General features: G+C 71.7%; 19 protein-coding genes and 2 tRNA genes. 16 read left to right on the top strand and 5 right to left on the bottom strand.

Features of this window, described 5'->3' with window-relative positions; genetic code table 11:
• Positions 1-20 precede the first annotated feature (20 nt).
• The 10 genes from rsfS to ACH4VO_RS04140 all read left to right on the top strand — a co-directional run bounded on the left by rsfS (position 21) and on the right by ACH4VO_RS04140 (position 12024).
• Complete coding sequence (gene rsfS, locus ACH4VO_RS04185; protein ID WP_360992142.1) at positions 21-452, top strand: ribosome silencing factor; 432 nt, start codon at positions 21-23, stop codon at positions 450-452.
• Positions 449-1102: a histidine phosphatase family protein gene (locus tag ACH4VO_RS04180; protein WP_360992139.1), complete on the top strand. Its 654-nt coding sequence runs from the start codon at positions 449-451 to the stop codon at positions 1100-1102. The genes rsfS and ACH4VO_RS04180 overlap by 4 nt, the downstream gene beginning before the upstream one ends.
• A 141-nt stretch (positions 1103-1243) precedes the next feature.
• Positions 1244-1316, top strand: a tRNA-Ala gene (locus ACH4VO_RS04175).
• Between the two features lie 349 nt (positions 1317-1665).
• On the top strand, positions 1666-1899 hold the full coding sequence (locus ACH4VO_RS04170) for a hypothetical protein (protein WP_360991964.1): 234 nt from the start codon (positions 1666-1668) through the stop codon (positions 1897-1899).
• 141 nt (positions 1900-2040) lie between these two features.
• Positions 2041-2113, top strand: a tRNA-Ala gene (locus ACH4VO_RS04165).
• Between the two features lie 398 nt (positions 2114-2511).
• Entirely contained in the window at positions 2512-5385 is a 2874-nt protein-coding gene (leuS, locus tag ACH4VO_RS04160) for a leucine--tRNA ligase (protein WP_360991961.1), read from the top strand.
• 275 nt (positions 5386-5660) lie between these two features.
• Positions 5661-6371 (top strand): hypothetical protein, encoded by a 711-nt coding sequence (locus ACH4VO_RS04155; RefSeq protein WP_360991958.1) that lies wholly within the window; start codon positions 5661-5663, stop codon positions 6369-6371.
• A 110-nt stretch (positions 6372-6481) separates the two neighbouring features.
• On the top strand, positions 6482-7327 hold the full coding sequence (locus ACH4VO_RS04150; protein ID WP_360991955.1) for a DegV family protein: 846 nt from the start codon (positions 6482-6484) through the stop codon (positions 7325-7327).
• A 1191-nt stretch (positions 7328-8518) separates the two neighbouring features.
• Positions 8519-9202, top strand: coding sequence for a helix-hairpin-helix domain-containing protein (locus tag ACH4VO_RS04145; RefSeq protein ID WP_398440863.1), 684 nt, complete (start codon positions 8519-8521; stop codon positions 9200-9202).
• Positions 9203-9780: 578 nt separating this feature from the next.
• Positions 9781-12024, top strand: a complete 2244-nt coding sequence (locus ACH4VO_RS04140; RefSeq protein ID WP_360992133.1) for a ComEC/Rec2 family competence protein — start codon at positions 9781-9783, stop codon at positions 12022-12024.
• Between the two features lie 44 nt (positions 12025-12068).
• Here the strand turns inward: ACH4VO_RS04140 and ACH4VO_RS04135 are convergent, their stop codons facing one another.
• Positions 12069-12530 carry a pyridoxamine 5'-phosphate oxidase family protein gene (locus tag ACH4VO_RS04135; RefSeq protein ID WP_360991953.1) on the bottom strand — a complete coding sequence of 154 codons (462 nt, stop codon included), beginning with the start codon at positions 12528-12530 and terminating at the stop codon, positions 12069-12071.
• 91 nt (positions 12531-12621) lie between these two features.
• Between ACH4VO_RS04135 and ACH4VO_RS04130 the strand changes: the two genes are divergently transcribed.
• Positions 12622-13464, top strand: coding sequence for an arylamine N-acetyltransferase (locus ACH4VO_RS04130; RefSeq protein WP_360991951.1), 843 nt, complete (start codon positions 12622-12624; stop codon positions 13462-13464).
• A 412-nt stretch (positions 13465-13876) separates the two neighbouring features.
• On the opposite strand, the gene ACH4VO_RS04125 is transcribed toward ACH4VO_RS04130, so the two are convergent.
• The gene (locus ACH4VO_RS04125) at positions 13877-14113 is read right to left on the bottom strand and encodes a hypothetical protein (RefSeq protein WP_360991949.1); all 237 of its coding nucleotides are present in this window, start codon (positions 14111-14113) and stop codon (positions 13877-13879) included.
• 163 nt (positions 14114-14276) lie between these two features.
• Here ACH4VO_RS04125 and holA point away from each other — a divergent pair, with 163 nt between their 5' ends.
• On the top strand, positions 14277-15266 hold the full coding sequence (holA, locus tag ACH4VO_RS04120; RefSeq protein ID WP_360991946.1) for a DNA polymerase III subunit delta: 990 nt from the start codon (positions 14277-14279) through the stop codon (positions 15264-15266).
• A 313-nt stretch (positions 15267-15579) separates the two neighbouring features.
• On the opposite strand, the gene rpsT is transcribed toward holA, so the two are convergent.
• Positions 15580-15846, bottom strand: a complete 267-nt coding sequence (gene rpsT, locus ACH4VO_RS04115) for a 30S ribosomal protein S20 (RefSeq protein WP_014156344.1) — start codon at positions 15844-15846, stop codon at positions 15580-15582.
• A gap of 215 nt (positions 15847-16061) precedes the next feature.
• On the opposite strand from rpsT, the gene lepA reads away from it, so the two are divergent.
• From lepA to hemW, 4 genes are all read left to right on the top strand, one after another.
• Positions 16062-17936 carry a translation elongation factor 4 gene (gene lepA / locus ACH4VO_RS04110; RefSeq protein ID WP_360991943.1) on the top strand — a complete coding sequence of 625 codons (1875 nt, stop codon included), beginning with the start codon at positions 16062-16064 and terminating at the stop codon, positions 17934-17936.
• Positions 17937-18280: 344 nt separating this feature from the next.
• Positions 18281-20170, top strand: coding sequence for an AMP-binding protein (locus ACH4VO_RS04105; RefSeq protein ID WP_360991941.1), 1890 nt, complete (start codon positions 18281-18283; stop codon positions 20168-20170).
• Positions 20171-20480: 310 nt separating this feature from the next.
• Positions 20481-22412: an ATP-binding SpoIIE family protein phosphatase gene (locus ACH4VO_RS04100; protein ID WP_360991939.1), complete on the top strand. Its 1932-nt coding sequence runs from the start codon at positions 20481-20483 to the stop codon at positions 22410-22412.
• A 64-nt stretch (positions 22413-22476) separates the two neighbouring features.
• Complete coding sequence (gene hemW / locus ACH4VO_RS04095; protein ID WP_360991936.1) at positions 22477-23709, top strand: radical SAM family heme chaperone HemW; 1233 nt, start codon at positions 22477-22479, stop codon at positions 23707-23709.
• Between the two features lie 47 nt (positions 23710-23756).
• On the opposite strand, the gene ACH4VO_RS04090 is transcribed toward hemW, so the two are convergent.
• Together ACH4VO_RS04090 and ACH4VO_RS04085 are read right to left on the bottom strand one after the other, a co-directional pair.
• Positions 23757-24575, bottom strand: coding sequence for a DUF3097 domain-containing protein (locus tag ACH4VO_RS04090; RefSeq protein ID WP_360991934.1), 819 nt, complete (start codon positions 24573-24575; stop codon positions 23757-23759).
• Between the two features lie 87 nt (positions 24576-24662).
• A complete protein-coding gene (locus ACH4VO_RS04085; protein ID WP_360991931.1) occupies positions 24663-25385 on the bottom strand; it encodes an MBL fold metallo-hydrolase in 723 nt (240 codons plus the stop codon).
• Positions 25386-25387: the final 2 nt, after the last annotated feature.

The following is a 25387-nucleotide window of genomic DNA, read 5'->3' as shown; positions in this document are numbered from 1 at the left end:
CCGCCGACGAAAGCCTGCATGTGACCGCCACGGACCGCTCCATCGAGCTCATCACCACCGCCGCCCAGGCGGCGGCCGACCGGCTCGCGCACGACATCATCGCCTACGACGTCAGCGACGTGCTGTCGATCACCGACGCCTTCCTGCTGGCCTCGGCCCCCAACGACCGCCAGGTCAAGTCGATCGTCGACGAGATCGAGGAGCGGCTCCAGAAGGAGCTCGGCGCCAAGCCGGTGCGCCGAGAAGGCGACCGTGACGCACGCTGGATCCTCCTCGACTACGTCGACATCGTGATCCATGTCCAGCACAGCGAGGAGCGCGTCTTCTACGCGCTCGAGCGCCTGTGGAAGGACTGCCCCGAGATCGCGCTCCCCGAGGACGCGCTGAAGACCCGCGGCAAGGCCGAGGAGCACGCCCAGCTCCACGGAGTCACGGAAGGTGAGCAGAGCTGAACGGCACCAGGAGCGGCAGAGGCCGCAGGATCGTCCTCTGGCGGCACGGCCAGACAGCGTGGAATCTGGAGCGCCGCTTCCAGGGTTCCACCGACATCGACCTCACGGAGACCGGCGTCAGCCAGGCCCGCCGGGCCGCCCGGCTCCTCGCCTCGCTGAAGCCGGACGCGATCGTGGCCTCCGACCTGCGGCGGGCAGCGGACACGGCCGCCGAGCTCGCCGCGGTCACGGGCCTCGACATCGCCCACGACTCAGGGCTGCGCGAAACGTACGCAGGCGCCTGGCAGGGACTCACGCACGAGGAGATCGTCGAACAGTACGGCGAGCAGTACGCCGCGTGGAAGCGCGGCGAGCCCGTACGCAGGGGTGGTGGCGAGCTGGAGACGGAGGTGGCCGACCGGGCCGCTCCGGTCGTGCTGGAGCACGCCGGCAAGCTTCCCGACGCGGGGACGCTGGTCGTCGTGAGTCACGGCGGCACGATCCGCACGACCATCGGTCGGCTGCTCGGACTGGACTCCCACCACTGGGAGGGACTCGGTGGACTTTCCAACTGCTGCTGGTCCGTGCTGGGCGAGGGCGCCCGCGGGTGGAGGCTGCTCGAGCACAACGCGGGGACCCTTCCCGAGCCGGTGCTCGGCGACGACGACTGACGCGTGCTCACCGGCGCGTGCTCCCGGGCCGTGCCCGGGCCGTCTCGGGGCGACCCGGGCCGGATTTCACTTTCCGGCTGGTCGCAGGCTAAAGTTCTTCTTGTTCGCAGCGCGGAAACGCAGGGAAACACAGCGGACAGCGGGGCTATAGCTCAGTTGGTAGAGCGCCTGCATGGCATGCAGGAGGTCAGGAGTTCAATTCTCCTTAGCTCCACAGTACGGATCCCGTCCCCGGTAGGGGGCGGGATCTTTTCGTTCTGCTCTTCCGCCCGGCCCCGGCCCTCGGCGCTCTCGCGCACTTCAGGGGTCCGTACCGGGTCGGCGGCGGCTGTTCCCGGCCGACACCGGCGGCGGGTTCCTCAGCGGGCTGACCTGCTTGCGGGGGCATGGCAGAATCGGAACGCCGGAGGGGGCGACGGACCGATCGGGAGGGAGCGCGATGCCTGCGAGCCGCGTACAGGTCCTGGACCTGCCCGTCACCTCCGCCCCGCCCGCCGGTCCCCGCGTACGTCCGCCCGATCGCGGCGCGCGTACGGCCTGTCCCCGCAGTCGGGGCTGACCGGATGGGTGTGCACAGGCGGAAGTGCGACTGGTGCGGCAGCGGTACGCCCATCGTCAGGGACATGGATCCCGTGAACGCCGAGTTCCAGTACTGGTGCGAGGAGTGCGCGCGGGCGCTGATCATAAAAGGCGACCCCATCGAGACGTACCGGGAGCTGGAAGGGGAGCCGATCTACGGCCGGCTCCTGGAGGAGCACTGCACCCTCAAGCGCTTCTACTCCTTTGCCACTGCCTGAACGGTGCCGACGGCCGGACACCCCCTGGTCAGGGCGTTGCCCGCCCGGCGTATCGGGACGTAGTGGAAACGATTTTTGATGGGCCGGGGGGACCGTGTAATGTTCTCGATGTCGCCAGGGAAACCGGGCGGCGGACAGCACGGGGCTATAGCTCAGTTGGTAGAGCGCCTGCATGGCATGCAGGAGGTCAGGAGTTCAATTCTCCTTAGCTCCACAGTGAAGAAGCGGGTCGTCCGAATCGGGCGACCCGCTTCTCGTTTTCCCGGACGGGTCTGGACGTCCCAGGAACCGGTGGGTCGATCGCGCCCGCCGTCCAGGACCGCTGGAGGGTGGTACGGGCGTGACGCTCGGAGCGCGGGTGGCCGCCGGCGGGAAGGGGCAACGGTGGGGCAGCGCTCGGGGGCCGTACGGTACCCTGGCGCCATGCGTGCCGTAGGCCTTCTGCTTAGCGAGCCGCGCTGATCAGTACCGACCGGTGAGAACGCCTGGTCGGACTCGGCGCGGCGTCCCCTCCTGTGCGAGGGGATTTTTCGTTTCCGTAGACGTGTGTCCGTAGACGTGTGTCCGTGGACGTGGGCGCCGCAGATGACGATCGATGGAGCTTTGAGGATCATGAGCGAGACGAACACCGCGGCCGAGGTCGCCGCGCCGCACCGCTACACGGCGGCGATGGCCGCTGACATCGAGGCACGCTGGCAGGACTTCTGGGATGCCGAGGGGACCTACGAGGCGCCGAACCCGACCGGCGACCTGGCGGGCGACCCGGAACTGGCCGCCAAGCCCAAGAAGTTCATCATGGACATGTTCCCCTATCCGTCGGGTGCGGGACTGCACGTCGGCCACCCGCTCGGCTACATCGCCACCGACGTCTACGCACGGCACCAGCGGATGACCGGACACAACGTCCTGCACACCCTGGGCTTCGACGCCTTCGGCCTGCCCGCGGAGCAGTACGCCGTGCAGACCGGCACGCATCCTCGGATCTCCACCGAGGCCAACATGGAGAACATGAAAGCCCAGCTGCGCCGGCTGGGCCTGGGCCATGACAAGCGCCGTTCCTTCGCGACGATCGACGCGGACTACTACAGGTGGACCCAGTGGATCTTCCTGCAGATCTTCAACTCCTGGTACGACACCGATGCGGACCGGGCGCGCCCGATCGCCGAACTGGTCACCCAGTTCGAGAACGGTGAGCGCCCGACCCCGGACGGCCGTGAGTGGACCGCGCTGAGCGCCACGGAGCGTGCCGACGTCCTGGGACGGTACCGCCTGGCGTACGCCTCGGACGCGCCCGTCAACTGGTCGCCGGGGCTGGGTACGGTGCTGGCCAACGAAGAGGTCACGGCTGACGGCCGCTCCGAGCGCGGCAACTTCCCCGTCTTCAAGGCCAAGCTGCGCCAGTGGAACATGCGCATCACCGCCTACGCCGACCGGCTGCTGAACGACCTGGACGGGCTGGACTGGCCCGAGGCCATCAAGCTGCAGCAGCGCAACTGGATCGGCCGTTCCGAGGGCGCGCGCGTCGACTTCCCGGTCGACGGCGCGGGCGACATCACGGTCTTCACCACCCGTCAGGACACCCTGTTCGGCGCCACCTACATGGTGCTGGCACCCGAACACGACCTGGTCGAGCGGATCATTCCCGCCGCTTGGCCGGAGGGCACCCACCCGGTGTGGACCGGTGGCCACGCGAGCCCGGCCGAGGCCGTGACGGCGTACCGCAAGCAGGCCGCCGCCAAGTCCGACGTCGAGCGGCAGGCCGAGGCCAAGGACAAGACCGGTGTCTTCACCGGCGCGTACGCGACCAACCCGGTCAGCGGGGAGAAGGTCCCCGTCTTCATCGCCGACTATGTCCTGATGGGCTACGGCACGGGCGCGATCATGGCTGTGCCGGCGCACGACGCACGCGACTTCGCGTTCGCACGCGCCTTCGAACTGCCGATGCGCTGTGTGGTCGAGCCGTCCGACGACCGCGGTACGGACCCCTCGACGTGGGAGGACGCCTTCTCCTCGTACGAGGCGAAGCTGGTCAACTCCGCCAACGAGGAGATCTCGCTGGACGGCCTGGGGGTCGTCGAGGCCAAGACGAAGATCACCGACTGGCTGCAGGCGCGGGGCGTCGGCGAGGGAACCGTCAACTTCCGTCTGCGTGACTGGCTGTTCAGCCGTCAGCGCTACTGGGGCGAGCCCTTCCCGATCGTGTACGACGAGGAGGGCATCGCCCACCCGCTGCCCGAGTCGATGCTGCCGCTGGAGCTGCCCGAGGTCGAGGACTACTCGCCGCGCACCTTCGACCCGGAGGATGCCGACACCCAGCCCGAGACACCGCTGTCCCGGAACGCCGACTGGGTCAACGTCACCCTGGATCTGGGCGACGGTGCCGGTCCGCGGAGTTACCGCCGCGAGACCAACACCATGCCGAACTGGGCGGGTTCCTGCTGGTACGAGCTGCGTTACCTGGACCCGAACAACGACCGCCGGCTGGTCGACCCCGAGATCGAGCAGTACTGGATGGGCCCGCGTGAAGGGCAGCCCACCGGGGGCGTCGACCTGTACGTGGGTGGCGCGGAACACGCGGTGCTGCACCTGCTGTACGCGCGCTTCTGGTCCAAGGTGCTGCACGACCTGGGCCACATCTCGTCCGCCGAGCCGTTCCACAAGCTGTACAACCAGGGCATGATCCAGGCCTTCGTGTACCGGGACAGCCGTGGCATCGCGGTCCCGGCCGCCGAGGTCGAGGAGCGCGACGGGGCGTACTACCACGGGGGTGAGAAGGTCAGCCGTGTCCTGGGCAAGATGGGCAAGTCCCTGAAGAACGCCGTGACGCCCGACGAGATCTGCGGCGAGTACGGGGCGGACACCCTGCGGCTGTACGAGATGGCCATGGGCCCGCTGGACGTCTCCCGCCCCTGGGACACGCGTGCCGTGGTCGGCCAGTACCGGCTGCTGCAGCGGCTGTGGCGCAACGTGGTCGACGAGGAGACCGGTGAGGTCACCGTCGTCGACACGGAGCCCGACGAGGACACGCTGCGGGCCCTGCACAAGGCCATCGACGGTGTGGGCCAGGACATGGCGGGGATGCGTTTCAACACGGCCATCGCCAAGGTGACCGAGCTGAACAACCACCTGACGAAGACGGGCGGCCCGCTGTCGCGGTCGGTCGCCGAACGCCTGGTGCTGCTGATCGCGCCGCTGGCACCGCACGTCGCGGAAGAGCTGTGGCGCCGGTTGGGCCACACGGAGTCGGTCGTGAACCAGGACTTCCCGGTCGCCGACCCCGCGTACGTCGTGGACGAGACCGTGACCTGTGTCGTGCAGGTCAAGGGCAAGGTCAAGGCGCGTCTGGAGGTCTCCCCGTCGATCACGGACGAGGAGCTGGAGGCGTTGGCACTGGCCGACGAGAGCGTCGTGGCCGCACTGGGCGGGACGGGCATCCGCAAGGTGATCGTGCGGGCGCCGAAGCTGGTCAACATCGTTCCCGCGTAAGCCGTCGGTCCCGGCCGCGCGCACGGCGACCGAACCCGTCTCGGCGCAGGGCGGTCGGTCTTGGCTCGGCATGGGCGGCCGGACGCGTCCCGGTGCGGGTGCAGGGGGTGGGCATCCTCCCGCGCGCGGGATGACGGGCGGGGCTTCGGGAGATCTTGGGGCTTTCCCCTACGGGCAGGTTGGGGGTTCCGGTGGAACCCTCGGCCTGCCCGTTCCGTTTACGGTAGAGGGGGCGACCGCACACCGGCAGCCGAGTCGACAACCGAGGGGCGTTCATGGAAGCCGTGATCCTGATCCTGACGCTGCTGTTCGTCGCCTTCGTGACCCTCGGGGTGTACGCGGGCGTCAAGGCGGTTCGCGCCGCGAAGCGTGGCGTGGACCGCACGATCACCCAGGCACGTCGCTCCGTGGAGGACACCGCGCTGCGGGCCAAGAGCTACGGTCAGCCGGGTGTGGCGGGTGAGCTCGCGCAGCTCCGCCTGGCGCTGCGCACGTCGATGCGGGCCACGCAGGAGACACTGAACGCCCAGGCGGCGCAGGACGCCTCGCTCTCGGAGTCACTGGGGCTCTTTCAGCGGCTCAGCGTGCACGGACGTGAGCTGGACGAGGACCTCAAGCGCCTGGAGCGGGAGCCGGACCGGGCGACCGTGGCCGCGCTGCTGCCGGGGCTGAAGGAGCGAACGGAGCGCATCACACACTCGGCGGAGTCGCTTCGCTGGGCCGCCCGCGACCGTGCGCGGCAGTTCGCCGACGACGATCTGGCGGCGCTGAACGCCCAGATCGGCGTGGAGGCGGGAGCACTGCGGCACTGGACGTCCGACGAGCTGCCGGAGCGGAGCGGCACAACTGGGGCCGCGGCCGGTGCCGGAGACGCGTGGAGCGGGCCGGACGACAGGAAGACACCCCAGGCGCTCACCCCTCCGGACCCGCGGCAGCACACCGGCTACCCCTGGCAGAAGTCCGCCCGGCCCGAGACCACGAACTGACGCGGCCCCTCCGTCCGAGACCGGCAGGACGTGTCCCGGGCCGACCGGGAACGATCAGCGAGCCGGGGCCGGGCTGCGATGTCTGCGTCCTGAGAGGTAACCTCCGGCTCATGTCCCGCCATGTCGCGATCGTCACCGATTCAACGGCCTACCTGCCGCCGCAGACGATGGAACGGCACAGCATCACCGCGGTGCCGCTGACCGTCGTTCTGGGCAATCAGGCCCTGGAGGAAGGTACGGAGATCTCGGCCCGGTCGCTGGCCCTGGCCCTGCAGAGGCGCCGTTCCGTGACTACGTCCCGGCCCAGCCCCGAAGTCATCGCGGCCGCCTACCGTGCCGCAGCCGACACGGGGGCGGAGGGCATCGTCTCGCTCCATCTGTCGGCCGAGTTCTCCGGCACGTACGACGCGGCACTGCTCGCGGCGCAGGACGTGCCGGTGCCGGTGCGCGTCGTCGACACCGGGATGGTCGCCATGGCCTTGGGCTTCTGCGCGCTCGCCGCCGCGCAGGCCGCCGAGGCGGGCGGAGGGCTCGACGAGGTGGTCGCCGCCGCTGAGAAGCGGGCCGCGGGCACATCCGCGTACTTCTACGTCGACACGCTGGACTACCTGCGGCGGGGCGGTCGGATCGGCGCCGCACAGGCACTGCTGGGTTCGGCTCTCGCGGTGAAGCCCCTGCTGCAGCTCGCGGGCGGACGTATCGAACTGCTGGAGAAGGTCCGGACGGCGTCCAAGGCGATCGCACGGCTGGAGGAGATCGTCGCGGAGCAGGCCGGAACGGGTGCGGTGGACATCGCCGTGCACCACCTCACCGCGCCGGACCGTGCTGAGCGGCTGGCGGAGCGGCTTCAGGAGCGGGTTCCGGGGCTTGTGGATCTGCATGTGAGCGAGGTGGGGGCGGTGATCGGGGCGCACACCGGGCCGGGACTTCTGGCCGCGGTCGTGTCGCCGCGCTGAACCGCGCTCCTTCGGCGCTACACCCCTTCCCTCCGGCACCGGATCTACCTCCTGCCGCGCCGGACGCACTCTTTCGGGTGGCGGAGCTATCCACAACTGCAGAGTTTTCCACCGTATGTGCGACGGCTCAGCGGGTGCGGGCGGAAGTGTCTAGCGTCCTGAGGCATGACTCTCCGATCACCTCACGCTGCCCTCCGCGCCACCGTCCGGCAGGCCGGCGATGCCCTCGCCGAGGCGATGCCCCGCGCCACGGGCTCAGGAACGCACCGGGCCACACACCGTGCGACGCGTCGGGCCGCTCCGGCTGCGACGCGGCACCGGGCGGCCGACGACGCTCGGCGAGGGCCAGGAGCCGGCCCCCGGGGAGCGGCAGGAACCGGGCCCCACGGCCGTGGCTTGCGCCGACGACGGACCCTGGGCGGAGCGGACGCCCAGGCCGTAGCCGCATTCCGGCTTCGGGCCGAGGCCCTGCTTGCCGGCGGTGGGGCCGCGGAGGGGACGGTGCGCGTGGTGCCGTCCGAAGGGGTGCCGTCGGGTGAGGAGCCGCTGGGTTCGGTGCCATCCGCTGTGGCGCCGCCCGGCGTGGTACCACCGGGCGGAAGGGTCTTCTTTCGCACCCGCATCCGCACCCGCACCCGCATCCGCACCCGCACCCGCCCCGCGCCGTCGTGGGCGCCGGCACCGATGCCGTCCGCGTCGCAGCTCTCCTCGACCGGGACGCGTCCCCCGACCCAGGCGCCGTCCTCCACCCGCGTGCGTGTTCCGTCCCAGGCGCCTTCCCGTAGCCAGGCGTCGCCCTCCATGCGCGCATCGCCCGGGGGTCCGGTGGCAGGGGTGGCCGTGGCGCGCCGTGCCACCTCGCCGCCGCGTTCGGCCCTGCCTCCGCACCCGCCACCGGCCGGGTCAGCCGACCGGGCACCCTCGCCGATCCCGATCCCGATCCCGATCCCGATCCCGATCCCGATCCCGAGCCCGAGCCCGATCGTGAGGACGAGCCCGATCGTGAGGACGAGCCCGATCGTGAGGACGAGCCCGATCGTGAGGACGAGCCCGATCGTGAGGACGAGCCCGAGTGCGGCCCCGAGTCCCGGCACCGGCCCGGGGAGTGACGGGCCGTCCGCGGGATCGGCCGCCCTGACACGGTGGTGGCGGACGGCCGGGCCTGCTCTCCGTGATCGGCTGCCCCTGTGGGTGCAGCTCCGCTGCGGCCTGGAGCTCCGGTCACTCGCCGCGCTCGCTGTCGTCCTGGTCGGGGCCGCAGTTCTCGCCGTGACTCACTTCTGGTCGTCGCGCCCCGAGTCCGTACGGGCTCCCGAGCAGGTGACGGAGGCAGCGGAAGCCCGTGCAGGAAGACCGGAGTCCTCCGACCGGCTGATCCCCGGCGCCCTGCCTGGGACGGGGCCGTCCCCCCGGGTTTCCGCCCTCGCCGTGAGCGGCGGACAGGTCGTCGTCGACGTGAGCGGCAAGGTGCGCCGGCCGGGCGTCCGGCATCTGCCGGCCGGCTCGCGTGTGGCTGACGCTCTGCGCGCTGCGGGGGGTGTGCGCGAGGGCACGGACGTCACCGGACTCAACCGGGCCCGTGTGCTGACGGACGGCGAGCAGGTGCTCGTGGGCCTGCCCGCGGCCCAGCCCGCCCCAGGCACGGCCGCCGGCGGCTCCGGTGGGGGACAGGCCGGACCGGCAGTGCCTGTCAGTCTCACCACGGCCACGGTCGAGCAGCTCGACGCCTTGCCCGGTGTCGGGCCGGTGCTCGCTCAGCACATCATCGACTACCGCACGGAACACGGGGGTTACCGCTCCGTCGACGAACTCCGCGAGGTCAAGGGGATCGGCGACCGCCGGTTCGCGGACCTGCGGCCACTGGTCCGGCCGTGAACAGCCACGCTGTCACCACCCACGCTGTCACCACCCACGCCGTCACCACGCACGGTCCCGCCGACCATGAGGGGGAAGGGCGGCGACCACCCGACCTCGACGCTCCCCCGGAAGGCCCGCTCGATCTCCGGCTCGTACCGCCGGCCCTCGCCACCTGGGCAGCCTCCGCACTTGCCCTCGGTGTACCCGGACGGTGGGCAGCAGTGGGGGCTCTTCTCAGCGCGGGTGCCGCTCTCTTCCTCGTATCCGTACCCCGTGCAGCGGCCGCGGTCCGCGCACGGCGCCGGGAAGCCGAGGTGCGCGGTGCCGGACGGGCACGGGACGCCGGACCGGGCCGAGCAGGGGAACCAGGTGCGAGCGGTACCGGCCGGCTCCAGCTCACATGGGGAAGTACCGCTGCCCCCGCCCCCGCGCGGTTGGGTAGGACCGCTGCCTCCGGCCCCGCGCGGTTTACGACCGCTGACTCCGGCCCTGCGCGGTTCCGGGCTCCCGCTACCTCGGGGTCACCGTGGTGGCGTACCACCGCCGTCCCCGGTACCCCGTGGTGGGGTACGACTGCTGCGTCCGGGCCCCCGTGGCTGCGTACGACCGCTGTCGCAGGGGTACTGCTCTGCGCCGCGGCCGGGGCGGCCACGGCGGGGCTCCACGGCGCGGACACCCGCAGGGGCCCCGTACCCGGACTGGCGCAGGACTACGCGCGCGTCGAAGCCGAGGTGACGCTCACCTCCGACGCCCGGCAGACCACGTCCCGGGTGAGGGGTGACCGCAGCACGCCGGTTTCCCTGCTCCTGGAAGCCGAAGTCGACAGGCTGACCGCACCCGGCGGGTCGGTCACCAGGGTCCGTACCCCGGTCCTCCTCATGGTCGCGCCGGGTGACGCCGCCGCGACGTGGAAGCGGTTGCTGCCCTCCACCCGGCTTCGTGTCAACGGGCGGCTCGCGCCGCCGCGCCACGACGGCGAGGGCATTGCGGCCGTGCTCGGCACGGACGCGGACGACCCACCCCGCGTCACATCCGCGCCGACCCTTCTCCAACGGGGCGCGGGGCGACTCCGCTCCGGCCTGCGGGAGGCCACCGACGGACTCGACGCCGACGCGCGGGCCCTGCTGCCGGGCCTCGTGGTCGGCGACACCTCGCGGGTCCCGCCCGAACTGCACGACGCTTTCCAGGCCACCGACCTCACCCATCTGCTCGCCGTGTCAGGCGCCAACCTGTCGATCCTCCTCTTTCTCCTCATCGGACCACCGGGCATGGCCCTGCGCAGCGAACGTCGTGGTCTGGCACCCCGGCTGGGCATCTCCCTGCGTGTGACCGCACTCATCGGAGGGGCGCTCGCACTCGCCTTCGTGATCGTGTGCCGGCCCGAGCCGAGTGTGCTGCGCGCCGCCGCCTGCGGCCTGATCACGTTGCTCGCCATCGGCACGGGCCGCCGCCGCTCGCTGCTGCCGGCCCTGGCCGCCGCTGTTCTCCTGCTGGTGCTCTACGATCCGTGGCTGGCGCGCAGTTACGGGTTCCTGCTGTCCGTGCTGGCCACCGGAGCGCTGCTGACACTGGCACCGCGCTGGAGCAGCGCCCTGCAGCGGCACGGCGTCCCACCGAGACTTGCCGAGATGCTGGCTGCCGCCGGAGCCGCCCAGGCCGTCTGCGCACCCGTCGTCGCCGTCCTCGCCTCGCGGGTCAGCCTCGTCGCGGTCCCTTGTAACCTGCTGGCCGAGTTCGCGGTGGCGCCCGCGACGGTCCTCGGGTTCGCCGCGCTCGCGGTGGCCCCCCTGTCGATACCGGCGGCCGAGGCGCTGGCCGGTGTCGCGGGCTGGCCCGTCGGGTGGATCGCGTCCGTGGCCCGCACCGGAGCGGGACTGCCCGGCGCGCAGGCCGACTGGCCGGGCGGCTGGCGCGGCGCCGCGCTGCTGGCCGCCCTCACGACCGTACTGGCACTGTCCGCCCGCCGTCTGGTGCGTCACCCGTGGGTGTGTTCGGCAGCCGCGTTGCTCCTCGTCCTGGCGGTCCTGCGGCCGGTGCCGCTGACCAGGCTGATGACCGGATGGCCGTCCCCGGGATGGGCGTTCGCCATGTGCGACGTGGGGCAGGGGGACGCGATGGTCCTCGCTGCGGGGAAGCACACGGGGGTGGTCGTGGACGCGGGCCCGGAGCCTCAGCTCGTCGACCGGTGCCTGCGAGATCTCGGCATCACCCGTGTGCCGCTCCTCTTGCTGACCCACTTCCACGCCGACCATGTACGCGGCCTGCCGGGGGTACTGCGGGCACGGCAGGTCGGCGCCGTCCAGACGACCGGTTTCGACGAACCGGCGGACCAGGCCGCCTTCGTCAGGAGAACTGCCGCGGAGGCGCACGTCCCCGTGGTCCGAGCTCTGCCGGGGGAGCGCCGCACGGTGGGCCCGCTCGACTGGCAGGTGCTCTGGCCGACGGCCGACCCGCGGGGAGCGGCCATGATGACGGAGGAGCCCAACGACTCCAGCGTGACGCTCTTCGTACGGTCCGGTGCGCTGACCCTGCTGCTCCTCGGCGACCTCGAACCTCCCGCCCAGCGGGGGGTGTTGCGCAGTTATCCGACCCTGCCGCGGGTGGATGTGCTCAAGGTCGCCCATCACGGCTCCGCCTACCAGGACCCCGCACTGCTGCGCAGCGCCAGTCCGCGGCTCGCCCTCATCAGCTGCGGTACGGACAATCCGTACGGGCACCCGGCAGCTCGTACGGTGCGGGCGCTCACGGAAGGCGGTGCGCGGGTGTTTCGTACGGACACCGACGGAGCGGTCGCCGTGGCGGGCGCCGGTGCAGGACTGCGCGCGGCAGGCCGCTCATGAGCGGGGGTGCCGGCCGGTCCCGCCGGTCCCGCCGGTCCCGCCGGTCAGATCAGCCATACGCCGTCGGCCATCAGATCGCGTCCGGCCAGTTCGTTCACCTCCCGCCAGGCCTTGACGGTACGGGGCGTGATGCGCAGGTACACCCAGGCAGGCCGACCGCGCGGGTCCCAGTGGAGCTTCGCCGCGAAGGCGTCCCCCGAGGAGGTGGGGAGAGCGGACCCTTCCACGGTCTCGGCCGTTCCCTCGATCAGCACCACGTCGCGCGTACCGCCCAGGACGATCCGGACCTGCCCGGAGTGCGTCACGTTGGCGGCGGTCGGGTTGGTACGCCGGGTGGCCAGGAGGAGCGTCTCCCGATCCCGGACGAACGACAGCGGCACCAGGCACGGCACAGCGTCCGAGGAGACCGTGGCAACCCAGGCGTCGTCCTGCTCCAGACGATCGAGTACGTCCTTCCGGCGCTGTTCCGGGCCACGTGCCGGCTTCTGTTCCGGCCTGTCCCGCACGCGAGTCAGCAGCCCTGTCCACCACCTCCGTCCGCGGACCTACGACCTGCGGCTCATGGTGCACCTGTGCGCGCCGCGACAGACTTCTGCCATGCAGCAGCAATCGGCGCGGCCTCGTCCGACGTCCAGCGACCAGTCGCCCGCCCGTGCGGACTGGGTAGACGCCTACCTGGAGCGCATAGGCGCCACCCACCCCACCCGCCCCGATGCGGAGGCCCTGCGGACGCTTCAGCTCCGGCACCTGATGACCGTGCCCTTCGAGAACCTCTCCGTCCATCTGGGCGAGGACATCGTCCTGAACGAGGAGAGGCTCGTCGACAAGATCGTCACGGGCCGCCGCGGTGGCTTCTGCTACGAACTCAACGGCGCCTTCGCGGCGCTGCTGCGCGAGCTGGGGTTCCGCGTCACGCTGCTTCAGGCACGGGTCTTCGGCGACGGTGGACGCCTCGGAATCCCGTACGACCACATGGCGCTTCAGGTGGAGACGGACGACGGGACCGGCCCCTGGCTCGCGGACGTGGGCTTCGGCGATCACGCCCTGCGGCCGCTGGCACTGGACGACCGCACCGAACAGGACGACCCGTGCGGTCTCTTCCGTTTCCGGGCGGCTCCGCAGGGAGATCTCGATCTGCTGCGCGGCGGCTCACGCCAGTTCCGCCTGGACCTGCGGCCGCGGGTGCTCGCGGACTTCCGTGCCGGTGCCTGGTACCACCGCACGGCGCCCGATTCCGTCTTCACGCGGTCACTCGTCTGCTCGCGCCCTACCGGCACGGACCGGGTGACGCTCAGCGGCCGCACCCTCGTCACGACCGTGGCGGGCGAACGGCACGAGACCCCGCTGGACACCGACACGGATGTGCTGGCCGCCTACCGCGACCACTTCGGCATTCACCTCGCGTCCCCGCCCACGGTGCGCCGGATTCCGGATGCGTGACACACGGGAGGGACGAGCGGAAGGGGCTCATAGGAGCTACCAGTGGCATCTCGTCACGACTTTGTGTGATGTGCCGCGTTTACCTCGAACATCACACGGGTGATCTGGGCCGCCGCGGTCCAGGGTCCCGCCGGAGTCCACTGGGATTCTCCGAGATCGCCCCGCGACACCGTCGAGGTCTCGCCTACAGCCGAGAGGCTGTCCCGGACGCGGCCGCGAGCTGTCCCGCCACTCCGCCCAGGCCTGTCCTGCCGTCCTCGGCACCGGCACCGGCACCGGCCCGGTACGGGTCCCGCCGGCCCCACCCCCCACCCCGCGCCCCCGCTACGGCCCCGCCTCGTCCCTGGCGCCTGCCCCCGCCACCCGCCCTCTGCCCCCGCTCGCCCCCGGCCGGAGGCCGGCGGGGCAGCCCTCAGGGCGCCTCCAGCCATCCCTCGTACTCCGAGGCGAACGCGTCGAGGGCGGTGGAGTCCAGCCGCCCGGCCGGGTCCTCCACCACGACCAGCCACTGGACGTCCTCCGCGTCGTCCTCGCCGGCCAGGGCGTCACGTACGAGCTGCGGCTCCTCCACGACCCCGAATCGGTCGGGGAGTTCCTCGGCCACCTCCTGGGCCGTGTCGCGGTCGGGCAGCACCAGTACATGTCTCATGTCGCTCACCCGGTCATTCTCCGATACGCCCGAGCTCGGCGGGTACGCACGTCCGCGCCCCGGCGGGCCCAGCAGTACGCCCGCCACGCCACCATCGGCCCCGGTCCGCGCCCCCAGCGGCCCCGGCCCGCGTTGTCACAGGGGCGTGGGATGCTGGAGCGCGATGGCCACCAGAAGCAAATCCTCCGACGACCCGCTCGCCCCCATCACGCTCGCCGTGGGCCAGGAAGACCTGCTCCTGGACCGTGCCGTGCAGCACGTGGTGGCCGCGGCCCGCGCCTCCGACGCCGACACGGACGTCCGCGACCTCACCTCCGACCAGCTGCAGCCAGGGACGCTCGCCGAGCTGACCAGCCCGTCGCTCTTCGCCGAGCGCAAGGTGGTGATCGTGCGCAACGCCCATGACCTCTCCGCCGACACCGTCAAGGACGTCAAGGCGTATCTGGGAGCTCCCGCGGAGGAGATCACCCTCGTCCTCCTGCACGCGGGTGGGGCGAAGGGTAAGGGGTTGCTGGACGCGGTGCGCAAGGCGGGTGCGCGCGAGGTCGCCTGCCCCAGGACGACCAAGCCGGCCGAGCGGCTCTCCTTCGTGCGGTCGGAGTTCCGGACCCTGGGACGCTCGGCGACCCCCGAGGCCTGCCAGGCGCTCGTGGACTCGATCGGCAGCGAACTGCGGGAGCTGGCCAGTGCCGTCTCGCAGCTGGTCGCGGATGTAGAGGGCACCATCGACGAAGCGGTCGTCGGGCGTTACTACACGGGCCGCGCGGAGGCCTCCTCGTTCACCGTCGCCGACCGCGCTGTCGAAGGCCGTGCGGCGGAGGCGCTGGAGGCGCTGCGCTGGTCCCTGTCCACGGGAGTCGCACCCGTCCTCATCACGAGCGCGCTCGCCCAGGGGGTCCGGGCCATCGGCAAGCTGTCCTCCGCCCGGGGCGGGCGGCCGGCCGACCTGGCCCGCGAGCTCGGCATGCCGCCCTGGAAGATCGACCGCGTGCGCCAGCAGATGCGCGGATGGACCCCGGACGGTGTGGCAGCCGCGCTGCGGGCGGTCGCGGCGGCCGACGCGGGGGTCAAGGGCGGCGGCGACGACCCGGAGTACGCGCTGGAGAAGGCCGTCGTCGCGGTCGCCCGCGCGGCACGGTCCGGCGGCCGCTGAGCGCCGCGCCGTCCACGGCCACTCCGGGTGCCCGCGACACACCGTCCGCACGCGCCCCGGCCACGGACCTCCGCGGGACGGCCAGCCGCCCCGCGGACCACGCCCTCCGGCGCGGACCCGACCCGGAGGAAGCGTCCCGCACAGACCGAAGGCCCCGGCCGGCGTCCTGGGGAGGACGCGGGCCGGGGCCTTCGGTTCACGCGTGGTGCGCCGCACCCGCGTGGCGAACGCAGGTTCGGTGTGCGGCGCGGGGTGCCGGTCAGGAGCGGGAGAGAGGGCCCACTGGGTCCGTCCCGGCGATCACATCAGTAGCTCAGCCCTGGAGGGCGGCAACCTTGAGCGCCAGCGCCGACTTCTTGTTGGCGGCGGCGTTCTTGTGGATGACACCCTTCGAGACAGCCTTGTCGAGCTGGCGCGACGCGTCACGGACGGCCACAGTGGCCTTCTCGACGTCACCGGCAGCGGCAGCCTCACGGGCCTTGCGGATCGAGGTCTTGAGCGAGGACTTGACGGCCTTGTTGCGCAGGCGCGCCTTCTCGTTCGTCTTGTTCCGCTTGATCTGGGACTTGATGTTCGCCACGAAAGAGCCTTTTCAGGTTCGTTGGATCTTCTATGTGCGCCACGCCGCTTCTTCAGGCCACGAGGCACAGCTGCCCACGGTACCAGTCGCCCTCGGACCGGCCCAAACCGGTCCCCGCCCCCCAGGCGTGGGACGATGGAAGCTACGTATCGATCCGTCCGACCCGACATCGACCCGAGACACGGCGTTCGGCGTCTCAAGAATCAGGACCCTGCGTGCCCGCGACTCCTACCAACGTGCCCGAGCCGAGCCGTACCGACCCGGCGCTGATCCGCAACTTCTGCATCATCGCGCACATCGACCACGGCAAGTCGACGCTTGCCGACCGGATGCTCCAGCTGACGGGTGTGGTCGACCAGCGGCAGATGCGCGCTCAGTACCTCGACCGTATGGACATCGAGCGCGAGCGCGGTATCACCATCAAATCCCAGGCGGTACGTCTGCCGTGGGCGCCCACCGAGGGCGAGGACCAGGGCGCGACCCACGTCCTCAACATGATCGACACCCCCGGCCACGTGGACTTCACCTACGAGGTCTCCCGGTCCCTCGCCGCCTGCGAGGGCACGGTCCTACTGGTCGACGCGGCCCAGGGCATCGAGGCGCAGACGCTCGCCAACCTGTACCTGGCGATGGAGAACGACCTCACCATCGTGCCGGTGCTGAACAAGATCGACCTGCCCGCCGCGCAGCCCGAGAAGTTCTCCGAGGAGCTGGCGAACCTCATCGGCTGCCAGCCCGAGGACGTGCTCAAGGTCTCCGCCAAGACGGGCGTCGGCGTGGACGCGCTGCTCAACCGGGTGGTCAGGGACGTGCCGGCCCCGATCGGTGTGGCGGACGCGGCGGCCCGCGCGATGATCTTCGACTCGGTCTACGACCCGTACCGCGGGGTCGTCACCTACGTCAGGGTCGTCGACGGCCAGCTCAACAAGCGCGAGCGCATTCGGATGATGTCGACGGGCGCCACCCACGAGCTGCTGGAGATCGGTGTCTCCTCCCCGGAGATGACGCCCGCCGACGGCATCGGTGTGGGCGAGGTCGGCTACATCATCACCGGGGTCAAGGACGTCCGGCAGTCCAAGGTCGGCGACACCATCACCTCCCTGAACAAGGGAGCGACCGAGGCGCTGGGCGGCTACAAGGACCCCAAGCCGATGGTGTTCTCGGGGCTGTACCCGCTGGACGGCTCGGACTACCCGGACCTGCGTGAGGCACTGGACAAGCTCCAGCTCAACGACGCCGCCCTGGTGTACGAGCCGGAGACCTCCGCCGCGCTCGGCTTCGGCTTCCGCGTCGGCTTCCTCGGCCTGCTGCACCTCGACGTGATCCGTGAGCGCCTGGAGCGCGAGTTCGGGCTCGAGCTCATCGCCACCGCCCCCAACGTGGTCTACCGCGTGGAGATGGAGGACGGCTCGGAGCACATCGTGACCAACCCGAGCGAGTTCCCCGAGGGCAAGATCGACAAGGTCCACGAGCCGGTCGTCCGGGCCACGGTCCTGGCGCCCAGCGAGTTCATCGGCGCGATCATGGAGCTGTGCCAGAACCGGCGCGGCACCCTGCTCGGCATGGACTACCTCTCCGAGGACCGGGTGGAGATCCGCTACACCCTGCCGCTCGCCGAGATCGTGTTCGACTTCTTCGACCAGCTGAAGTCGAAGACCCGCGGCTACGCCTCCCTGGACTACGAGCCCACGGGCGAGCAGTCCGCCCAGCTCGTCAAGGTCGACATCCTGCTGCACGGCGACAAGGTCGACGCCTTCTCCGCGGTGACCCACAAGGACAAGGCGTACGCGTACGGCGTCCGGCTGGTCGCCAAGCTCCAGAAGCTCATCCCCCGGCAGAACTTCGAGGTGCCGATCCAGGCGGCCATCGGCTCCCGGGTCATCGCCCGTGAGACCGTCCGCGCCATCCGCAAGGACGTCCTCGCCAAGTGCTACGGCGGTGACATCTCCCGTAAGCGGAAGCTGCTGGAGAAGCAGAAGGAGGGCAAGAAGCGGATGAAGATGGTCGGCAACGTCGAGGTGCCCCAGGACGCGTTCATCTCCATCCTGTCGACCGACGAGTCGGCAGCCGAGGGCAAGGGCAAGAAGTAGGCCCGCGCCGGCGTACGGGATGACCTCCCCCGGGGTGTTCGGGTCCGGCCACGGCTCCCCGTACCGGGGGGACCCCGCACGTGGGGCCGCCACTCCCGCCACGTGCTACCCGTGGGTAGCAGAACGGGCCCCCGCGCCGCAGACCTCTGCGGCGCGGGGGCCCGTTCGTTATGAACCGGCGGCCTGTTGCCCCTTACGCCACGGTCCCGTGCGCTCTAGTCTGATCACCACCCGTTAGTTACTCGCCAGTTAAACAAGCAGGTCGAGCGGGAACGAGAAGCAGGAACCCCCAAGCAGCAGCAACCAGCAACCGGTCGTAGCATGCCGCAGGCCCGGAGGACGTCGTGAGCGACAATCTGACCTTGATCGATAATCGGCCGCCCTCCGTGGCGACTCTCTTCATCGACCGTGTGGCGGCCACGCCGGAGGGGGAGGCCTACCGCTACCCGGTGCCGTCCCCGTCGGGGCAGGGCCCGGACGAGTGGAAGTCGCTGACCTGGGCGCAGGCCGCCGAGAGGGTCTACGCGATCGCCGCCGGTCTGATCGGTCTGGGCGTCGGGCCCGAGGAGCGGGTCGCGCTCGTCTCCTCCACCCGTGTCGAATGGATCCTGGCCGACCTCGGCGTGATGTGCGCCGGTGCCGCGACCACGACGGTCTATCCCTCCACCAACGCCGAGGAGTCGGCCTTCATCCTGGCCGACTCCGACAGCCGGGTGCTGATCGCCGAGGACGCCACCCAGCTGGCGAAGGCGAGGGAGCGCCGTGCCGACCTGCCCGGCCTGGCCCACGTCGTCGTCATCGACCCGGCCGGGGCCGAGTCCGCCGAGGGCGACCCCGAGGGCTGGGTCGTCACCCTGGCCGAGCTGGAGGCCCGGGGGAGCGCGTACCTCGCGAACAAGCCGGACGCGGTCACCGATCGGGTCGCCGCGATCACGGCGGACCAGCTGGCGACCATCATCTACACCTCGGGTACCACCGGCCGCCCCAAGGGCGTGCGGCTGCCGCACGACAACTGGTCGTACATGGCCAAGGCGACCGTGGCCACCGGGATGATCAACGCGGACGACACCCAGTACCTCTGGCTGCCGCTCGCCCACGTCTTCGGCAAGGTCCTCACCTCCGGCCAGATCGAGGTCGGCCACGTCACGGCGGTCGACGGCCGGGTCGACAAGATCATCGAGAATCTCCCGGTGGTGCAGCCGACCTACATGGCGGCCGTCCCCCGCATCTTCGAGAAGGTCTACAACGGGGTCGCGGCCAAGGCCCGCGCCGGCGGCGGAGCCAAGTACAAGATCTTCCAGTGGGCGGCCGGTGTCGCCCGCGAGTACGCGACGGTGTCGCAGGACAACTTCCGCCGCACCGGCAACGCCTCCGTGCCGTTCGGCCTCAGCGCCAGGCACAAGGTCGCCGACGCCCTGGTCTTCTCGAAGATCCGCGAGGCCTTCGGAGGCCGGCTCCGCGCCTGCATCTCCGGTTCCGCCGCGCTCGCGCCCGACATCGGCCTCTTCTTCGCCGGTGCCGGGATCCACATCCTGGAGGGTTACGGCCTCACCGAGTCCAGCGCCGCCTCCTTCGTCAACCGGGGCGAGGCGTACCGCACCGGGACCGTGGGCAAGCCGCTCCCCGGCACCGAGGTACGGATCGCGGACGACGGCGAGATCCTGCTCCGCGGCCCCGGCATCATGGAGGGCTACCACCGGCTGCCCGAGAAGACCGCGGAGGTGCTGGAGTCCGACGGCTGGTTCCACACCGGCGACATCGGCGAGCTCTCCCAGGACGGCTACCTGCGGATCACCGACCGCAAGAAGGACCTGATCAAGACGTCCGGCGGCAAGTACATCGCCCCGGCAGAGGTCGAAGGCCAGTTCAAGGCGGTGTGTCCGTACGTATCCAACATCCTGGTGCACGGCGCGGACCGTAACTTCTGCACCGCCCTGATCGCGCTCGACGAGCAGACGATCCTCGGCTGGGCGCAGGAGAACGGCCTGGGCGGCAAGCCGTACGCGGACGTGGTCGCCTCCCCGCAGGCCGTCGAGCTCATCGAGGGCTACGTGAAGGAGCTCAACGAGGGTCTGCAGCGCTGGCAGACCATCAAGAAGTTCCGCCTGCTGCCCCGCGACCTCGACATCGAGCACGGCGAACTGACCCCCAGTCTCAAGCTGAAGCGGCCGGTCGTCGAGCGCGAGTACCAGGATCTGATCGACGACATGTACGCGGGTTCCCGCGAGGCTTGAGGCGGCGGACCGGGCCCGCGCCCGGGAAGCCGTAAGCCGCGAACCGGGGCGTGAGCGGCGAAGCGGGGCACAACGGAACGGGTGGCGGAAGAGGAGAGGGAGAACAGGGGAGCGCGGGGGAACGGCGGAAGACGAGCAGGTGGGAGGCGGGGCCGGCGGGCGCGTGAGCAGTCGCCGACCCCGCCCGCCGGCCTGCTCCTCCCCCTTCAGCTTCGGCCACTTCGGTCACTCGGTGCTTATGGGCGCGGCCGGTCTGTCACTCTGTCGTAGACGTCAGCGGCGTTTCGAGAGAACTGTCAGGAGCCGCACCGTGGGGCCCATTCCCTTGCAGCGGGACATCGTGCACCGTCCCGGATCCCTCGTCGCCGGGCAGGGTGACGACCCGCGCCTGGTCACGCGGACGAGCCTGCCCGGAATCCCGCAGGCCCCCTCGGCGGGCCGGCGGTTCGTCCGCGCGGCGCTCGCCGGCTGGACCGCGCTCGGCCTGCCCTCCACCGGAGAGTTCGGCGACCGCCTCGCCGACGACGCCGTGACCGTGGCCAACGAACTGGTCACCAACGCCGTCGTGCACGCCGGCACGACGGTCGAGCTGCTCCTCAGGCTGGAGGAGGCAGCCGGCCGGGAACCCGCCGCGCTGGTGCTGGAGATCACCGACCACCATCCCGCACGCTCGGTGCGCGACGGAGGGGCCGAGCGGCCCGATCCCGCCGAGTACGGCCGGGGCCTCCAGCTCGTCGCCACCCTCGCCGAATCCTGGGGCATCACTTACCGCACCGGCCTCAAGACCGTCTGGGCCCGACTCCCGGCCGAGGACCGGGCGGCCCTGCCCGAGCCGTCGCCGGCCGAGGAGGCCGCCCGCCGACGAGGACTGCGCGCCGCCGAGATCCTCGCCCCGTCGGTCCGGCGCGCCGAACGCGACGACGCGGGCCGGGCCGGGGGCGGGGCGCTCTCCTTCCTGGCCGAGGCCTCCGGCATGCTCGCGGGCCAGCTCGACGAGGACCTCGTGGCGTCGACAGCCGGACAGCTCCTCGTGCCCAGGCTCGCGGACTGGTGCGCGATCTGGCTGGAGAGCGACGGCCCCGGTCCGGCTGCCGCCCCGCGCCTCGCCGGGGTCTGGCACAGCGACGAGACCCGGAGCGAGCTGCTCCGTCCGGCGCTGGAGAAGGACCCGATCCGCCTGCCCGGCAGCGTCGGCACCGCAGCCGTACCCGTGCCGTGGCCCGGCGACGTCCTGCCGGAGCGCGGCGGCGGAGCCGCGCTCGCCCACCGCATCACCTCGGGCGGCCGCACCCTCGGCGCCGTCCTGATGGGCCGCGCGGGCGTGGCGCAGTTCCCCGAGGAGGTGGCCGCGCTCATCGCGGACTTCGTGCGCCGCGTCGGCCTCGCCGTGGGCGCCGCCCGCGCGTACACCCGCCAGGCCACCATCAGCCGCATCCTGCAACGCGGGCTGCTGCCCAGCAAGGTGGCCGAGATACCCGGGGTCACCAGCGCCCTGGTGTACGAACCCGGTGACTACGGGGTGGTAGGCGGCGACTTCTACGACGTCTTCCCGTGCCCCGGCGGACGCTGGTGCTTCGTCCTCGGCGACGTGCAGGGCAGCGGCCCCGAGGCCGCCGTCGTGACCGGCCTCGCACGCCCGTGGCTGCGGCTGCTGTCCCGCGAGGGCTTCGGCGTCGGTGAGGTGCTCGACCGGCTCAACCGGCTCCTGCTGGACGACGCGATGGAAGCCGCCGAGGCCGCCGCCCTGATGGTCGCGGCGGCGGGCGGGCAGCAGATCCAGGAGGGCCCGCGGAGCCGGAGCGGGCCGGCGGCCCAGGACGGCACCCAGCCCCGCTTCCTCTCCCTGCTCTACGGCGACCTCGTCCCGCTCCCGGACGGCGGGGTGCGCTGCACCGTCGCGAGCGCCGGCCACCCGCTCCCCCTGCTGCTGCGCCCCGACGGCTCCGTACGCACGGCCGCCGAGCCGCAGGTGCTGCTCGGGATCGTCGAGGACGTGGCGTACGAGAGCCAGAGCTTCGACCTCGCCCCCGGCGACAGCCTTCTCTGCGTCACCGACGGGGTGACGGAGCGGCGCTCGGGGCGGCAGATGTTCGACGACGGGGACGGCCTCGCGCGGGCCCTGGCCGACTGCGCTGGACTGTCCGCCGACGGGATCGCCGACCGGATCAAGCGGGCCGTCCACGCCTTCGCCGTGCGTCCGCCCGACGACGATCTGGCCCTGCTCGTGCTCCAGGTCGGCTGAGGCGGCCGGGAGCTCCCGCCGAGCGTGGACCGGGGAACTCCGCGGGCGAGTGACAATGGACGGTATGCCTTCCGTACTGCCCGATGGTGAGCCCGTGCCCGACGACGGGGCACTGCCCCGCCATGCCCTGGAAGGCGCCGCCGGCCGTCCGCTCGGCTTCTACCTGCACGTGCCGTACTGCGCCACCCGCTGCGGCTACTGCGACTTCAACACCTACACCGCGTCGGAACTGCGCGGTTCCGGCGGGGCGCTGGCCTCCCGGGACACCTACGCGGCGCACCTGACCGAGGAGGTCCGCCAGGCCCGCAAGGTGCTCGGCGACGACCCGCGCCCGGTCCGCACCGTCTTCGTCGGCGGGGGTACGCCGACCCTGCTGCCCGCCGCCGACCTGGTCCGGATGCTCGCCGCGATCCGCGAGGAGTTCGGGCTCGCCGAGGACGCGGAGATCACCACGGAGGCCAATCCGGAGTCCGTCGATCCGGCCTATCTGTCGGCGCTGCGGGAGGGCGGCTTCAACCGCGTCTCCTTCGGGATGCAGAGCGCCCGGCAGCACGTCCTGAAGGTCCTGGACCGCACCCACACCCCGGGCAGGCCCGAGGCCTGCGTCGCCGAGGCCCGCGCGGCCGGCTTCGAGCACGTCAACCTCGACCTGATCTACGGAACCCCGGGCGAGTCCGACGACGACTGGCGGGCCTCGCTGGACGCGGCGATCGGCGCCGGCCCCGACCACGTGTCGGCGTACGCGCTGATCGTCGAGGAGGGCACCCAGCTCGCCCGGCGCATCCGGCGCGGCGAGGTCCCGATGACGGACGACGACGTCCACGCCGACCGCTACCTCATCGCCGACGAGGCGATGGCCGCCGCCGGGTTCTCCTGGTACGAGGTGTCGAACTGGTCCCGTACGCCCGAGGGCCGCTGCCTGCACAACGAGCTGTACTGGCGCGGGGCCGACTGGTGGGGCGCCGGACCGGGGGCGCACAGCCACGTCGGCGGCGTGCGCTGGTGGAACGTGAAGCACCCGGGGGCGTACGCACAGGCCCTGGCAGAGGGGCGCTCGCCCGGTGCCGGGCGGGAGATCCTCGGCGACGAGGACCGCCGGGTCGAGCGCATCCTGCTGGAGCTGCGCCTCGTCGAGGGGTGCCCGCTGTCCCTGCTCGCTCCCGCCGGCCTCGCGGCGGCCGGCCGGGCCGTGGCGGACGGGCTGCTGGAGCCCCGACCGTACGAGGAGGGGCGCGCGGTCCTCACCCTGCGCGGGCGGCTGCTGGCCGACGCCGTGGTGCGGGACCTGGTGGACTGAGGCCGGCACCGGCTCCCCGACGGGCTCGCGCGGGCCGGCCCCCGCGCTCAGGCCGGGACGGTGACGAAGTCGATCAGCTCCTCGACCCGGCCGAGCAGCTGCGGTTCCAGGTCCTTGTAGGAGCGGACCCGGGACAGGATGTGCTGCCACGCGGCACCCGTGTTCTCCGGCCACCCCAGCGCGCGGCACACCCCCGTCTTCCAGTCCTGGCCGTGCGGCACCGCCGGCCACGCGTCGATGCCCACGGACGACGGCTTCACGGCCTCCCAGACGTCGATGTACGGGTGCCCCACGACCAGGACGTGCGCGTCCGTGACCTGGGCGGCGATACGGGACTCCTTGGACCCGGGCACCAGGTGGTCGACGAGCACCCCCAGACGGGCGTCCGGCCCCGGCCCGAACTCGCGGACGATCGCCGGCAGGTCGTCGACGCCCTCCAGGTACTCCACGACGACCCCCTCGACGCGCAGGTCGTCGCCCCAGACCCGCTCGACCAGCTCGGCGTCGTGACGGCCCTCCACATAGATCCGGCCGGCCCGGGCCACCCGCGCCCGCGCCCCCGGGACGGCCACCGAGCCGGAGGCCGTACGGGCGGGCCGGACGGGCCCGCCGGCCGACGGGCGCACGAGGGTGACGACCCTCCCCTCCAGCAGGAAACCGCGCGGTTCCATCGGGAACACCCGGTGCTTGCCGAACCGGTCCTCCAGCGTGACCGTCGGCCCCTGGGCCGTCTTCTCGCAGCGGATCACCGCGCCGCAGAAGCCGGTGGCGACCTCCTCCACGACCAGATCGGGCTCGGCGGGTACCTCGGGAACGGGGGCGGACCTCTTCCACGGCGGGGTCAGATCCGGCTGGTAGCTGCGCATGGCACGACGATAAACGGCCCGCCGGCGCTGGGGGCCCGTTCGCGCGCGACGCCGTGGGAGGGCCGCGCGGCGATCAGGCGGACGCGTTCACGACATGCCGAAACGGCGGGCCAGCGCGTCGCGCTGCGCCCGTACGAACGCGGCGTCCACGACGGCGCCGTGTCCCGGCACGTACAGCGCGTCCTCGCCGCCCAGCTCCAGCAGCCGGTCCAGGGCGGCCGGCCAGTGGGAGGGGACGGCGTCCGGGCCCGCCTGCGGTTCGCCGGACTCCTCGACCAGATCGCCGCAGAGCACGACCACGGGCGAGCCCGGCACCAGCACCGCCAGGTCGTGGCCGCTGTGGCCCGGACCCACGTTGGCCAGCAGGACCTGCAGGCCACCGCCCAGATCGAGCGTCAGCTCACCGCTCACCTGATGGTGCGGCACCACCAGCGCGTCGGTCGCCGTGACGGCGTCGTCCTCGCTCATGCCGTGACGCAGCGCGTCCTCGCGCAGCTCTCCGGCGCCGTGCCGCAGCAGCCCGGCCGTGCCGACCGCGCCGTAGACCTCCGCCCCGGCGAACGCGGCGGTGCCCAGTACGTGATCGAAGTGCGGATGGCTGAATGCGATATGCGTCACCCTGCGGCCGAGCATGGCCTGCACCTGGGTCCGCAGTTCCACCCCCTCCCGGAGCGTCGCACCGGTGTCGTGGAGCAGGACGCCGTCGGCCCCCGCCACCAGGGAGACCGTCGCGTCCCAGACGGGAAGGCGCCGCCGCCCCGTACTGTCGCCCAACCGCTCCCAGCCGAAGTCTTCCCAAGAGACGTCCATGC

This window comes from Streptomyces sp. NPDC020780 (assembly GCF_044334475.1).
Lineage (GTDB): Bacteria > Actinomycetota > Actinomycetes > Streptomycetales > Streptomycetaceae > Streptomyces.
Note: the sequence above shows the minus strand (reverse complement) of the source record. Positions and strands in the feature narration are given on the sequence as shown.